Consider the following 14159-nt stretch of genomic DNA (forward strand, 5'->3'; position numbering starts at 1 on the left):
CGGACGGGCCGCGAGCCCTCAGGAGCCGATCTCCTGGTACGCCGCGAAGAGCAGGCTCGAGTCGGGGCCGGTGACGACCGTCGGCTTGCCGATGTCGTCGAGCACGATGAACCGGAGCATGCCAGCTCGGGCCTTCTTGTCGCGCTGCATCGTGGCGAGGAGCGTGTTCCAGCGGCCGAGCGGGTAGCTCGTCGGCAGGGTCAACGACTCGAGGATCCGCCGGTGGCGGTCGACGGCCTCGTCCGACAGCCGCCCCGTCAGCCTGCCGAGCTCGGCGGCGAAGACCATCCCGACCGACACCGCGGCCCCGTGCCGCCACTGGTAGCGCTCGGCGTGCTCGACGGCGTGGCCGAGCGTGTGCCCGTAGTTGAGGATCTCGCGGAGGCCCTGCTCGGTGAAGTCCTGGCCGACGACCCGTGCCTTGAGGGCGATCGACAGCTCGACGACCCGTCGGAACTCGGGGGTCGTCGGGTCGACGGCACGGTCGACGTCTGCCTCCACGATGTCGAGGATCTCGGGCTCGGCGATGAAGCCGGCCTTCACGACCTCGGCGAAGCCCGCGAGGATCTCGTTGCGGCTCAGCGTGTCCAGCATGTCGAGGTCGGCCACCACGGCTGTCGGGGCCCAGAAGGCGCCCACGAGGTTCTTGCCCTCGGCGGTGTTGATGCCGGTCTTGCCGCCGACGCTGGCGTCGACCATGCCGAGCACGGTCGTCGGCACCTGGACGAGCTGCACGCCCCGGAGCCAGGTGGCGGCGACGAAGCCGGCGAGGTCGGTCACGGCTCCCCCGCCGAGCCCGATCACCGCGTCGGTCCGGGTGAAGTCGGCCTGGCCGAGCACCTGCCAGCAGAACGCCGCCACCTCGACGCGCTTGGCGTCCTCCGAGTCGGGGACCTCGGCGATGAGGGCCTCGAGACCGGCCTCGACCAGCGCGTCGCGGAGCTCGTTCGCCTTGCGCCCGAGCGTCGGCGCGTGCACGATCAGGACCTTCTTCGTCTGCGGGCCGAGCAGCGCGGGGATGCGCGAGCGGACCCCGTGGCCGACGAGGACCTCGTAGGGGGCCTCGCCCTCGACGCGGATGGTGGTGACGTCGGTCGTCTCGTCGGTCATGCGTCGTCTTCCTGTCGGTGGTGCGGGAGGTCGGGTGAGCCGGCAGCGGCGGCGGCTAGCCAGGCGACCACGTCGTCGACGACGTGGGAGACGGGGCGCCTCGAGGTGTCGACGACCAGGTCGGCCAGTCTGCGGTAGACGGGCTCGCGCTCGAGCGCGATGGCCCGCCAGGCGTCCATGCCGCCCTGGGCGAGCAGGGGGCGAGTCGACCCCGCGAGCCGGTCCGCCACCGCCTCGGGCGTCACCGTGAGGAGGACCACGGAGGCGCCCCGGAGGCGCTCCCGGGTGAGCGGGTCGAGCACCGCGCCTCCTCCGAGCGACACCACGCCGGTCGAGGCGAGCGCCTCGGCGACGACCTCGCGCTCCAGCTCCCGGAAGCGCGGTTCGCCGTCACGGGAGAAGATCTCGGCCACGGGGCCGTGCCGCTGCACGAGCAGGCGATCGGTGTCGACGAACCCCACGCCGAGACGCCGGGAGAGCTTCTTGCCGATGCTGGACTTGCCCGCGCCCATCGGGCCGATCATCGCCACGGGGCGGTCGAGCGGTGCCGCGCCCGCGGCGTTCGTGTCGGTCGAGGGGGTCACTGGTACTCGGGGTGCTCCCGCATCCACGCCTGCCACACCTTCACGGCGGCCTCGTGCTCGGCCAACGTCGTCGAGAACGTCGTCTCGCCCGTGTCGAGGTTCGTCGTCACGAAGTACAGCCACGTGCCGTCCGCGGGCGCGATCGCCGCGTTGATCGCGAGGTCGCCCGGGTTGGAGATGGGCCCGACCGGCAGGCCGAGGTGCTGGTAGGTGTTGTACGGGTTCGACTCGTCACCGCGCTCCTCGTCGGTCGTCGTGACCCGGTGGGTGTTGCCGGTGCCGTAGGCGACGGTCGCGTCTGACTGGAGGAGCATCCCGTCGTCCAGGCGGTTCTGGAACACGCGCGCGACCTTCGGGTAGTCGTCCGCGAGACCGGCCTCGCGCTGGATCAGCGAGGCGAAGACGATGACGTGCTGCTGGTCGGCCGGCGCGACGCCGGCGTCGACCAGGCGCTGCTTCATCGTGTCGACGAGGAGCTGCAGGTAGCCGTGCGCGTCGAGCCCGGGATCGAGCTCGTACGTCGCGGGGAACAACCAGCCCTCGAGGGACGTGGCCTCGGCAGGGAGGCCGAAGGAGGCCACGTCGGCCGCCGCGGCCTGGACGTCGGCCTCGGGGATCTCGGTCGCCGACGAGATGAGGCTGTAGACGTCGACGGCGGCGGTGCCCTCGGGGATCACCAGCTTGTCGGTCACCCGGTTGGCGCTGTCCTGAAGGGCGCTGACGGCCGACGTCGCGCTCATCTCCTGTTGGAGCGTGTACGTGCCGGGCTGGAAGGTGAGGGCGGCGTCGGCGACGAGCATCGCGTAGACCGACTCGAAACTGGCCGTGACGCCGCTGTCGAAGAGGTTCGTGGCGATGTCCGAGCCGTTCTCGCCGCTCGTGATCGCGAACGACACCTCGGTCCCGTTGCCGGTGCCCGGGTAGTCCTCTGGCGCGTCGTTCCCGCCGAGCTTCGCGACGAGGGGCGCGACCGCGCCCCACGCGGCTACGACGCCGGCGGTGCCGCCTCCCACCACGACGAGGGCGATGACGAGGAGGACAATGCCGCCCTTGCGGCTGCGACGGGGCCGGTGGCCGCCGTCGTCGCGGGCGGCACGGCGCTCAGGGCGTCGAGGGGCCTTCTCCTGCTCGCGCGTCGACTTGCGGGTGGTCGGTGCTGCAGCGGGAGGGCGACCGGCGTCGTCCTTCGCCTCGGTGGGGGGCTGAGAGGAGAAGATGTCGTCCCAGTTCGGATCGTCGGCCACGCGTCATCGTCTTTCGTCGGTGTCGGGTCGGTCTCCGGCGCCGTCGTCGACGACCGGGGCGCTCACGAGCTGACCGGGCGGGAGACCGCTCGACCGCTCGAGCTCGAGCGCGTGCTGGACGATGATAACAGCGGCGACTTGATCGATGACGGATCGTTGTCTCTTGCCCTTGCGCCCTGAAGCGCGAAGTGCAGTCTGCGCGCTCACCGTCGACAGTCGTTCGTCCACCAGGCGCACGGGCACGGGACACCGGGCCGCGATGGCCGCCGCGAAGTCGCGGGCGTCGCCGGTGGACGCAGTGTCGCCTCCCGACAGCGACAGCGGGAGGCCGACCACCACCTCCACGGCGTCGAGCTCCGACACGTGGCCGAGGATGGCGTCGACGTCGGCCGACCCCGACGCCGCCCGCGGCACCGTCTCGACGGGCGTCGCGATCATGCCCGACGGATCGGTGCGGGCGACGCCGATGCGGGCCTTCCCCACGTCGACGCCGAGGCGCACTCCCGTCCTCACGCGGCGCTCAGGACCGCAGCGCGGCGACGATGCCCGTGAGCGCCGTCGTGATCGCGGTGACGTCGGATCCGCCGCCCTGCGCCAGGTCGTCCTTGCCGCCGCCGCCCCCGCCGAGGATCCCTGCCGCCGTACGGGCGAGCTGACCCGCCTTGACGCCGGCCGAGCGGGCGGGCGCCGTCGTGGCGACGATGACGGCGGGCTTGCCGGCGACGTCGGCGGCCAGCGCGACCACCGAGGCCGAGTCGCTGCCGAGGCGCTCGCGCACCGACAGGACGAGCGACCGCAGCTCGTCGGTCGTCTTGACCGTGCCCACCGACTCGGCGACGACGGTGAGGGACCCGACGGCAGCCGCCTGCTCGACGAGCGCGGGGACGCGCAGCGACAGCTGCGCCGACTCGAACTCCGCGATCTTCTTCTCGGCCGCGCGCAGGCTGGAGACCAGGTCGCCGATCCGTTCCGGGAGCTGCTCGCGCGGCGTGCGGAGCGAGGACGTCAGCTGCGAGACGATGGCCCGCTCCGCGGCGAAGTCGCGGAACGCGTCGAGGCCGACGAGCGACTCGACCCGACGGTTCGTGGAGCCGACGGAGGTCTCGCTGACGAGGTTGATGAGGCCGATCTGTGCGCTCGTGGCGACGTGGGTGCCCGCGCAGAGCTCGCGCGACCACGGGCCGCCGATGTCGACCATCCGGACCGTCTCGCCGTACTTCTCGCCGAAGAGCGCCATCGCGCCCATCGACCGGGCCTCGTCGAGGGGCAGCACGCGGGTGGTGACGGCGAGGTCCTCTCGGACGGCCGCGTTCGCGACCTCCTCGACCTCGCTGCGGGTGGCCGGGCTGAGCGCCTGGCTCCAGTTGAAGTCGAGGCGGAGGTAGCCGGCCTTGTTGTACGAGCCGGCCTGGTGCGCCTCCGGGCCGAGCACCTCCCGGAGCGCGGCGTGCACGAGGTGCGTCGCCGAGTGCGCCTGCGTGGCGCCGCGGCGGTAGGAAGGGTCGACGACGCTGGTGGCGGCGTCGCCGACACCGACCTCGCCCGAGCGCACCTGGACACGGTGGCTGACCAGGCCCTTGACCGGCTTCTGGACGTCGAGGACCTCGAGGTCGAAGCCCGTTCCGACGATGCTGCCGGCGTCGGCGTCCTGGCCGCCCGACTCGGCGTACAGCGACGTCTCGGCGAGGACCACCTCGGCGATGTCGCCCGCGACGGCGCGGTCGACGCTGGCGCCGTCGACGATGAGGCCGAGCACGCGCGTCTCGGTGTCGAGCACGTCGTACCCGGTGAACACCGTCTCGCCCTGCGCGCGGAAGGCGCTGTAGACGCTCAGGTCGGCGAGGGCCACCTTGCGCGACTTGGCGTCGGCCTTGGCGCGGGCGCGCTGCTCGCTCATCAGCCGGTCGAACGCCTCGCGGTCGACCGTGAGGCCGCTCTCCTCGGCGATCTCGAGGGTGAGGTCGATCGGGAACCCGAAGGTGTCGTGCAGCAGGAAGGCCGTGTCGCCGGCCAGGCGAGGTGCGGTGCCGGCGCCTGCCTTGTCCTTGGTGTCCTCCACGGCGATGTCGAGGATGCTCGTGCCGGCCGCCAGCGTGCGGAGGAACGTCTCCTCCTCGGCGAAGGCGAGGCCCGAGATCCTGTCCCAGTCGCGCTCGACCTCGGGGTAGGCCGACTTCATCGCGTCGCGGGACGCCGCGAACAGGACCGGGAAGGTGGTGCCCTCGACGCCCAGGAGGCGCATCGAGCGGACCGAGCGTCGCAGCAGGCGGCGCAGGATGTAGCCGCGGCCCTCGTTCGACGGCCGGACGCCGTCGCTCATGAGCATGAGGGCGCTGCGGACGTGGTCGGCGATGACGCGCATGCGCACGTCGTCGTCGTGGACGGCGCCGTAGCGGCGCCCCGACAGCTCGGAGGCGGCGTCGAGCACGGGACGGACCTGGTCGATCTCGTACATGTTGTCGACGCCCTGCTTGAGGAACGCGACCCGCTCGAGGCCCATGCCGGTGTCGATGTTCTTGTTCGGCAGCTCGCGGACGATGTCGAAGTCGACCTTCGACCGGACGTTCTCGATCTGGTACTGCATGAACACGAGGTTCCAGATCTCGACGTAGCGGTCGTCGTCCGTGGCGGGGCCGCCGTCGGCGCCGTGGGCCGGGCCGCGGTCGAAGAAGATCTCGGAGCACGGGCCCGCCGGGCCGGGCTGGCCGGTGTGCCAGTAGTTGGTGTCCTTGCCGAGGCGCTGGATGCGCTCGTCGGGGAGGCCCGCCACCTTCTTCCAGAGGGCGATCGCCTCGTCGTCCTCCTCGTAGACGGTGACCCAGAGGTCGTCGGGCGAGAACGCGAGGCCGCCGTCGGCCTCGCTCGAGGTCAGCAGCTCCCAGGCGTAGCCGATCGCCTCCTCCTTGAAGTAGTCGCCGAACGAGAAGTTGCCGTTCATCTGGAAGAACGTGCCGTGCCGGGGGGTCTTCCCGACCTCTTCGATGTCGTTGGTGCGGATGCACTTCTGCACGCTCGTCGCCCGCGCGTACGGGGTCGGCACGAGACCGGTCAGGTACGGGATGAACGGCACCATGCCGGCCACGGTGAAGAGCAGCGACGGGTCGTCGCTGACCAGCGAGGCGGACGGGACGACGGTGTGCCCGCGCTCCCCGAAATAGTCGAGCCAACGGCGGCGGATCTCGGCGGTCTGCATGGTTCTCCTGAGGGAGGGGGTCGGTCGGTGGGGCTGCTGACGAGGAGGCGCCGGGCGCCTCGCGCGGTCAGCTCGCGCTGGTGGTGCCGGCCGGCCCTGTCGTGGGGCCGCCGTCGTCGCTCGGGTCGGTGGCGCGGAGCTCGGCGTCACGGGAGCGGTACCCGTCGACCACCGCGGCGCGGAAGTGGTCGAGTCCGCCGTCGAGCTCGCCGAAGAAGCGGCGGCCACGCGGGGTCGAGTTGAGGAGGTGCGCACCGACGAGGCCGAGCGCGACTCCGACGGACAGCAGGACCAGGTTCTTCACGGGTGCTCCTCACGACGTGTCCCGTGACGAGCACACGGGACGACACGTCAGCCTACTTCGTCGCCGTCGCCCGTCGGGAACTGCGGAGGGAGGAGCTGCGCCGGGAACGGCACAGGGAGGAGCTCCGCGGGGAACGACTGAGGGAGCGCCCCACGCGACGTGGAGCGCTCCCTCGGAAGTGGTGCGGGTGGTGCTAGCGGGCTGCGTAGTACTCGACGACCAGCTGGACCTCGCAGGTCACGGGGACCTCGGCGCGCTTCGGGCGACGCACGAGGCGGGCCTGCAGCTTGTCGATCTCGACCTCGAGGTAGCTCGGGGTCTTGGGCAGCAGGTCGACGTGACCGCCGGCCGCGGCGACCTGGAAGGGCTCGGTCGTCTCGCTCTTGGCCTTGACGTGGATCATCTGGCCGGGCTTGACGCGGAACGAGGGGCGGTCGACGAGCTTGCCGTCGACGAGGATGTGACGGTGCACGACCATCTGGCGAGCCTGCGCCGTGGTGCGGGCGAAGCCGGCACGCAGGACGAGGGCGTCGAGACGGGTCTCGAGCAGCTCGACCAGGTTCTCACCGGTCAGGCCCGAGGCCTTGCGGGCCTCGTTGAAGACGATCTTGAGCTGGGCCTCGCGGATGCCGTACTGGGCGCGCAGGCGCTGCTTCTCCCGGAGACGGACGGCGTAGTCGCTGTCGGTCTTGCGCTTGGTGCGGCCGTGCTCGCCGGGAGCGTAGGGACGCTTCTCGAGGTAGCGGGCGGCCTTCGGGGTGAGGGCGATGCCGAGAGCACGCGAGAGACGCGTCTTGCTCCGGGTGCGGGACTTGGTGGACATGCGTGTTCCTATCGAGATCTTGTCGGTGGTGATGTTCCGCCAGCCAGGCGCGTGAGCGCCGACGGGCCTAACAAGAGGGATGATCGCCGCGGCGGAGACCGGCTACAGGTCGGACCGCCTTGGTCGGGTCGTCATCAGCAGCCGCGCGTCGACGCCCGAGTGCAGGCAACCCCCCGAGCATACAGGAGCACGGTCTGGTGGGCGACCCCGACCTGGGCGCGTGTCGTCGACCAGCCGACGGCCTCTCGCCCCGCATCAGCCGCCGCGGGTGATCCGACGCAGCTTCTCGAGCCGGGCGGCGACGTCGCGCTCGTTGCCGTTGGCCGTCGGGTCGTAGTACGTGCGGCCGACGAGCTCGTCAGGCAGGTACTGCTGCTCGACGACCCCGAACTCGGAGTCGTGCGAGTACTTGTAGCCCTTGCCGTGGCCGAGGCGCTTCGCGCCTGGGTAGTGCGCGTCGCGGAGGTGCTTGGGCACCGGGCCGGCCGCGCCGGCGCGGACGTCGGCGATCGCGGCGTCGAGGGCGCTGTAGGAACGGTTCGACTTCGGTGCGGTGGCCAGGTAGACGACCGCCTCGGCCATCGGGATGCGCCCCTCCGGCATGCCGATCATCTGCACGGCGGTGGCCGCCGAGACGGCGACCGTGAGGGCGTTCGGGTCGGCCATGCCGATGTCCTCGCCAGCGGACACGATGATGCGCCGGCAGATGAAGCGGGGATCCTCGCCGGCCTCGATCATCCGGGCGAGGTAGTGCAGCGCGGCGTCGACGTCGGAGCCGCGGACCGACTTGATGAACGCGCTGATGACGTCGTAGTGCTCGTCGCCGTTGCGGTCGTAGCGGAGGAGCGCGCGGTCGACCGACTGGGCGACCGTCTCGGCGGTGATCACGGGCCGGTCGTCGGCGTCGTCCGGGTCGTCGTACTCGGCGTCGGGGTCGTAGTCGGCGTCCGCGTCGGCGGACGGGTCGTCCGGACGGGCTCCGCGCGCCTCCTCGGCGGTCGCGGCGGCGGAGTGGGCCGAGGCCTCGAGGGCGGTCAGCGCCCGACGAGCGTCGCCGGACGCGAGGCGGACGATCGTCGCCAGCGCCTCGTCGTCCAGCACGACCCGGTCGGCCAGGCCGCGGGGGTCGACGACCGCCCGCCGGACGAGGTCGCCGAGGTCGTCGTCGCTCAGCTGCTCGAGCGTGAGCAGCAGCGACCGGGAGAGCAACGGCGTGATGACGGAGAAGGACGGGTTCTCGGTCGTCGCCGCGATGAGGATCACCCAGCCGTTCTCGACTCCCGGCAGCAGCGCGTCCTGCTGGGCCTTCGTGAAGCGGTGGATCTCGTCGAGGAACAGGACCGTCGTCGTGCCGTACAGGTCGCGGTTCGTCAGCGCCTTCTCCATCACCTGCCGGACGTCCTTCACGCCGGCCGTCACCGCCGAGAGCTCGATGAACTGCCGCCCCGACGTGTGGGCGATCGCCTGCGCGAGCGTCGTCTTGCCGGTGCCTGGCGGGCCCCAGAGGATGACGGAGACGGCGCCCTGCTCGCCGGTGGTGTCGCTCGCCAGGGTGACGAGCGGGGAGCCGGGCCGGAGGAGGTGTCGCTGACCGGCGACCTCGTCGAGGCTGGTGGGGCGCATGCGGACCGCGAGGGGGGTCGAGCTCTGCGGGAGAGGGCTCATGGGGGTCAATGGTAGACCGGGCCGCCGACACCGACCGGCGGCTCGGATACAGTCGTCCGGGACATCACCGGCATGGAGGACACGTGGCACCGAGCAGGAACCAGGACCGTGAGGCACGCGACCGGCTGAGGGCGTACACGGCCCGCCAGCGGGTGCACGAGACGCAGGTGCGCCGCCGCCGCCGGGACAACCTCCTCGCCGCCGTCGGCGTCGTGGTCGTGGTCGGCCTGGCGGTCGTCACCCAGGTCGTGTGGAACACGGACGGCAGCGCTGACGAGGCCACCGCCTCCGCCAGCCCCTCCCCCTCGGAGACGGCGTCGGCGACCGGGGACGTCCCGAGCGCCGACATCGCCGAGGGACGCACCTGGACGGGGCAGCTCGACCTCAACGACGACGTCCAGCTCGGGGTCGAGCTCGACGGGGCCACGGCGCCCCAGGCCGCCTCGGTGATCATCGACCTCGCTCAGCAGGGCTTCTACACCGACACGACCTGCCACCGGATGAGCGACGCCGAGACGGCGAAGTTCATCCAGTGCGGCTCGGCGAACGGGGACGGCACGGGCGACGCGGGCTTCACCTTCGGGCCCCTCGAGAACGTGCCGGCCGACGGCCTCTACCCGACCGGCACCATCGCGATGGCGCGGGGCGAGGCGGCGGACTCGCAGTCGACCCAGTTCTTCGTCACCTACGGGGACACCTACCTCGACACGTCGACGGGCGGCTACACCGTCGTCGGCCGGGTGACGAGCGGCCTCGACCAGCTCACGGCGAACATCACGGACGCGGGCCTGACCCCGTCGACCGCCGAGGTCCCCAACGACGGCGCCCCGGTCGTGCCGACCACGATCACGTCCCTGACGCTCGAGTAGACCCGACGCAGGAGCGGCCCGACCACGGAGTAGGCGGGCGTCCCTGCTCGTGCAATAGGCTGGGCACCCATCGCCGGGGCCCGTCCTGGGCTCCGCGACGAGCACCTCCAGCAAGGGATGACAGTGGCTACTGACGATCAGGCACCCTGGGGCCGCGTCGACGACGACGGAACCGTCTACGTGCGCGAGGGCGACGGCGAGCGGGCTGTGGGGCAGTACCCCGACGCCACGCCCGCCGAGGCCCTCGCCTACTACGAGCGCAAGTACACCGAGCTGAACGGGCAGGTCACCCTGCTCGAGCAGCGGGTCAAGCGGGGCGCCTCGGCGTCGGACGTGACCAAGACGGTCGCGCACCTGAAGCAGCTGCTCGTCGAGCCGAGCGCCGTCGGCGACGTCGCCGCGCTCCGCACCCGCGTCGACGCCCTCGACAGCACGGTGGGCGAGCTGACCGAGAAGCAGAGCGCCGAGGCGCAGGAGGCGCTGGTCGAGGCCGTCGCCTACCGCACCTCCCTGGTCGCGGAGGCCGAGGCCCTCGCCGCGCAGGACCCCGCCCGCGTGCAGTGGAAGCAGGTCACCGCCTCCGTCGACGACATCTTCGCCCGCTGGCAGAAGCACCAGACCGAGGGGCCCCGGATCCCCAAGGGCGAGGGCAACGACCTCTGGAAGCGCTTCCGCGCGGCCCGGTCGACCATCGATCAGCACCGCAAGGCGTTCTACGCCGACCTCGACGCCACCCACCGCGAGGCACGCCAGCGCAAGCAGGCGCTCGTCGAGTCGGCCGACGCCCTCGCGAGCAAGGGCGCCGACGGCATCCCCGAGTACCGGCGTCTGCTCGACGACTGGAAGCGCGCCGGTCGTGCAGGCAAGAAGTACGACGACGCGCTCTGGGCCCGCTTCAAGCGCGCCGGCGACGTGCTCTACGCCGCCAAGGGCGAGATCGTCGCGCAGGACGACGCCGAGTACGCGGACAACCTCACGGCGAAGCTCGCCCTGCTCGACGACGCGGAGAAGATCCTCACGAACGACGACCGCGTGTCGGCACGGGAGGCACTCACCACGATCCAGCTGCGCTGGGACGAGATCGGCCGCGTGCCGCGCGACCAGGTGCGACCCGTCGAGGACAGGCTGCGCAAGGTCGAGTCGCACGTCCGCCAGCTCGACGAGACGCACTGGGAGAAGAACAACCCCGAGCGCAAGGCCCGGTCCGAGGGGCTCGCGAGCCAGCTGCAGGACGCCATCACCAAGCTCGAGGACGAGCTCGCCGCGGCCGAGGCCGGCGGCGACGCCCGCAAGGTGAAGGAGGCGCGCGAGGCCCTCGACGCTCGTCGCGTCTGGCTGGACGCCCTCGGGTCCTGACCCGCGCCTCCCCCGGGCCCTGACCGCCCGCCGTTCTCCACAGGAGGCGGCGGGCGGTTCGTCGTCCTGTGCCTCGGCGGTCATGCTGGGGCGGTGACCCCTACCCTGCCGAGACTCCTGACCGCTCGAGACCTGCCCGAGGTCGAGCTGCAGGCTGCGGCGCTCGACGGCGAGGTCTGCCGGGTGGCCGACAGCTGGGCGTCGATCGCCGATCCCGACGACGCGTGGCGGCGGGCGGAGGCGCTGGCCGACCGCCTCGGCACGGTGGTCGTGGCAGCGCGGGGCACGGCCGCCTGGATCTGGGGCGCGCGCGCCGCTGCCCCTCGCCGGCTGGAGGCGGTGGTGCCGTCGTGGGCACGGCACCGCGACGATCGGTCCGACGTCATGGTGGGCGAGGTCCTCATCGACGCCGACGAGATCTCGCAGGTCGGACGCGTCCGGGTGACGACCCCGACCCGCACCGTCCTCGACCTGCTCCGGGCCGACGACTGGTCGGCCGACGCGGAGCGCCTCGTGCGCACCCTGCTCGTCGAGCACCACGTCGATCCGCGTCGGGTCACCGGCCTCGTGCGACGACACGGTCGGCTGCCGGGCCGACGGCGAGCGGCGACTCGGCTGCGGACGCTCGTCGACCCCTTGGTCGTCTGATCCCCGCAGTGAGGCGTCCGCCCCGACTCAGCCGGCGCTGACCCGGTAGACGTCGTAGACGGCGTCGATCCGACGCACGGCGTTGAGCACACGGTCGAGGTGCGTCGTGTCGCCCATCTCGAAGACGAAGCGGCTGATCGCCAGGCGCTCGTCCGAGGTGGACACGTTCGCCGAGAGGATGTTGACGTGGTGCTCGGACAGCACCCGCGTGACGTCGGACAGCAAGCCTGCGCGGTCGAGGGCCTCGATCTGGATCTGGACCAGGAAGACGCTCTTCGACGACGGGGCCCACTCGACCTCGATCATCCGCTCGGGCTCCTGCATGAGGCCCTGCACGTTGTGGCAGGTGGCCTGGTGCACGCTGACGCCCTGCCCGCGCGTCACGAAGCCGACGACCTGGTCGCCGGGGACGGGCGTGCAGCACTTCGCGAGCTTGACGAGGATGTCGGGCGCACCGCGGACGAGGACGCCTGAGTCGCTGTTGCGGAGAGGCCGTGACACGCCCTTGCTCGGGAACTCGTACTCCCCCTCGACCTCGGTCTGCTGCTGGACCGAGGCGAGCACCTTCTCGATGACCGACTGTGTCGACAGGTGGCCCTCGCCGACGGCGGCGTAGAGGCTCGAGACGTCGTCGTAGCGCAGCTGGGACGCCACCTCGGTGATGCTGTCCTGGTTCATCAGCTTCTGCAGCGGCAGGTTCTGCTTCCGCATCGCGCGGGCGATCGCGTCCTTGCCCTGCTCGATCGCCTCGTCGCGGCGCTCCTTCGTGAACCACTGCCGGATCTTGTTCCGGGCACGGGGACTCTTGACGAAGCCGAGCCAGTCCTGGCTGGGACCGGAGTCGGGGTTCTTCGAGGTGAAGACCTCGACGACGTCGCCGCTGTTGAGCACGCTCTCGAGCGGGATGAGACGGCCGTTGACCTTGGCGCCCATCGTGCGGTGCCCGACCTCGGTGTGGACCGCGTAGGCGAAGTCGACGGGCGTCGCTCCCGACGGGAGGCCGATGACCTTGCCCTGGGGCGTGAAGACGTAGACCTCCTTCGCGCCGATCTCGAAGCGGAGGCTGTCGAGGAACTCCCCCGGGTCGGCCGTCTCGGCCTGCCAGTCGGAGATGTGCGCCAGCCACGCCATGTCGGTCTCGGTGCGGGCACCGGTGGCCGTGTCGTCGCGACCGCCGTTCATCCTCTGCTTGTACTTCCAGTGGGCCGCGACGCCGAACTCGGCTCGCTGGTGCATCTCGTGCGTGCGGATCTGGATCTCGACCGGTCGCCCCTTGGGGCCGATGACCGTCGTGTGGAGCGACTGGTAGAGGTTGAACTTGGGCGTCGCGATGTAGTCCTTGAAGCGACCGGGGATCGGGTTCCAGCGGGCGTGGATCGAGCCGAGCACGGCGTAGCAGTCGCGCAGCGACGTGACGAGCACGCGGATGCCGACGAGGTCGTAGATCTCGTCGAACTCGCGACCCCGCACGATCATCTTCTGGTAGATCGAGTAGTACTGCTTCGGCCGACCGACCACCTCGCCGCGGATCTTCGTCGATTTGAGGTCGGACTTGACCGCGTTGATGACGTTCTGGACGAACTGCTCGCGCTGCGGGGTGCGCTGCTTGACCAGGTTGTCGATCTCGACGTAGAGCTTCGGGTGGAGGACGGCGAAGCTGAGGTCCTCCAGCTCCCACTTGATGGCCTGGATGCCCAGCCGGTGAGCGAGGGGGGCGTAGATCTCGAGCGTCTCGGTCGCCTTGCGCGTCGCCGACGACGACTCGACGAAGCCCCACGTGCGCGCGTTGTGCAGCCGGTCGGCGAGCTTGATCACGAGCACCCTGATGTCTTTCGACATCGCGACGACCATCTTGCGGACGGTCTCGGCCTGGGCGCTGTCGCCGTACTTCAGCTTGTCGAGCTTCGTCACCCCGTCGACGAGCATGGCGATCTCGTCGCCGAAGTCGCGCTGCAGCATGTCGAGCGTGTAGTCGGTGTCCTCCACGGTGTCGTGGAGCAGCGCGGCGGCGATCGTCTTCGAGCCGATGCCGAGGTCGGCGAGGATCTGCGCGACGGCCACCGGGTGCGTGATGTAGGGCTCGCCGCTCTTGCGCAGCTGGCCGCGGTGCGCCTTCTCGGCGACCGTGTAGGCCCGCTCGATGACCACGAGGTCGGCCTTCGGGTGGTGCATGCGGACCGTCTTGACGAGGCGGTCGACGGCACCGGCGGGCTGGCTGCGGGAGAACAACCTCGGCAGCAGGGTGCGGAGGGAGGCCGTGCCGCCCTGCTCGGGACCCGCGGGGGTCTCCCTCGTGGTGATCTCGGTCACGAGCGCGCCTCCTCGTCGTCGCTCGTGCACGGTGACGCGCCTCCGGGAACGGG

General features: G+C 71.2%; 12 protein-coding genes. 3 read left to right on the forward strand and 9 right to left on the reverse strand.

Features of this window, described 5'->3' with window-relative positions:
* Window positions 1–18: 18 nt before the first annotated feature.
* From aroB to EDF18_RS01945, 8 genes are all read right to left on the reverse strand, one after another.
* Window positions 19–1110, reverse strand: a complete 1092-nt coding sequence (gene aroB / locus EDF18_RS01910; protein WP_123545906.1) for a 3-dehydroquinate synthase — start codon at window positions 1108–1110, stop codon at window positions 19–21.
* A complete protein-coding gene (locus EDF18_RS01915; RefSeq protein WP_369878083.1) occupies window positions 1107–1694 on the reverse strand; it encodes a shikimate kinase in 588 nt (195 codons plus the stop codon). Before EDF18_RS01915 ends, aroB begins: the two co-directional genes overlap by 4 nt.
* Complete coding sequence (gene mltG / locus EDF18_RS01920) at window positions 1691–2938, reverse strand: endolytic transglycosylase MltG (RefSeq protein WP_123545908.1); 1248 nt, start codon at window positions 2936–2938, stop codon at window positions 1691–1693. Before mltG ends, EDF18_RS01915 begins: the two co-directional genes overlap by 4 nt.
* A 3-nt stretch (window positions 2939–2941) precedes the next feature.
* Complete coding sequence (gene ruvX / locus EDF18_RS01925) at window positions 2942–3451, reverse strand: Holliday junction resolvase RuvX (RefSeq protein ID WP_199732303.1); 510 nt, start codon at window positions 3449–3451, stop codon at window positions 2942–2944.
* A 7-nt stretch (window positions 3452–3458) separates the two neighbouring features.
* Window positions 3459–6131: an alanine--tRNA ligase gene (gene alaS, locus EDF18_RS01930; RefSeq protein ID WP_123545912.1), complete on the reverse strand. Its 2673-nt coding sequence runs from the start codon at window positions 6129–6131 to the stop codon at window positions 3459–3461.
* Between the two features lie 67 nt (window positions 6132–6198).
* The gene (locus EDF18_RS01935) at window positions 6199–6435 is read right to left on the reverse strand and encodes a hypothetical protein (RefSeq protein WP_123545914.1); all 237 of its coding nucleotides are present in this window, start codon (window positions 6433–6435) and stop codon (window positions 6199–6201) included.
* A 193-nt stretch (window positions 6436–6628) separates the two neighbouring features.
* Window positions 6629–7258 (reverse strand): 30S ribosomal protein S4, encoded by a 630-nt coding sequence (rpsD, locus tag EDF18_RS01940; RefSeq protein WP_123545916.1) that lies wholly within the window; start codon window positions 7256–7258, stop codon window positions 6629–6631.
* Between the two features lie 255 nt (window positions 7259–7513).
* Window positions 7514–8923, reverse strand: a complete 1410-nt coding sequence (locus EDF18_RS01945; protein WP_123545918.1) for a replication-associated recombination protein A — start codon at window positions 8921–8923, stop codon at window positions 7514–7516.
* Between the two features lie 83 nt (window positions 8924–9006).
* Between EDF18_RS01945 and EDF18_RS01950 the strand changes: the two genes are divergently transcribed.
* From EDF18_RS01950 to EDF18_RS01960, 3 genes are all read left to right on the forward strand, one after another.
* Complete coding sequence (locus EDF18_RS01950) at window positions 9007–9792, forward strand: peptidylprolyl isomerase (RefSeq protein WP_123545920.1); 786 nt, start codon at window positions 9007–9009, stop codon at window positions 9790–9792.
* A gap of 117 nt (window positions 9793–9909) precedes the next feature.
* Window positions 9910–11148, forward strand: coding sequence for a DUF349 domain-containing protein (locus EDF18_RS01955; RefSeq protein ID WP_123545922.1), 1239 nt, complete (start codon window positions 9910–9912; stop codon window positions 11146–11148).
* Window positions 11149–11241: 93 nt separating this feature from the next.
* On the forward strand, window positions 11242–11796 hold the full coding sequence (locus EDF18_RS01960; protein WP_158614597.1) for a type IV toxin-antitoxin system AbiEi family antitoxin: 555 nt from the start codon (window positions 11242–11244) through the stop codon (window positions 11794–11796).
* Between the two features lie 27 nt (window positions 11797–11823).
* Here the strand turns inward: EDF18_RS01960 and EDF18_RS01965 are convergent, their stop codons facing one another.
* Complete coding sequence (locus tag EDF18_RS01965) at window positions 11824–14097, reverse strand: bifunctional (p)ppGpp synthetase/guanosine-3',5'-bis(diphosphate) 3'-pyrophosphohydrolase (protein ID WP_123547225.1); 2274 nt, start codon at window positions 14095–14097, stop codon at window positions 11824–11826.
* Window positions 14098–14159: the final 62 nt, after the last annotated feature.

Source organism: Frigoribacterium sp. PhB107 (assembly GCF_003751515.1).
In the GTDB taxonomy this organism is placed as follows: domain Bacteria; phylum Actinomycetota; class Actinomycetes; order Actinomycetales; family Microbacteriaceae; genus Frigoribacterium.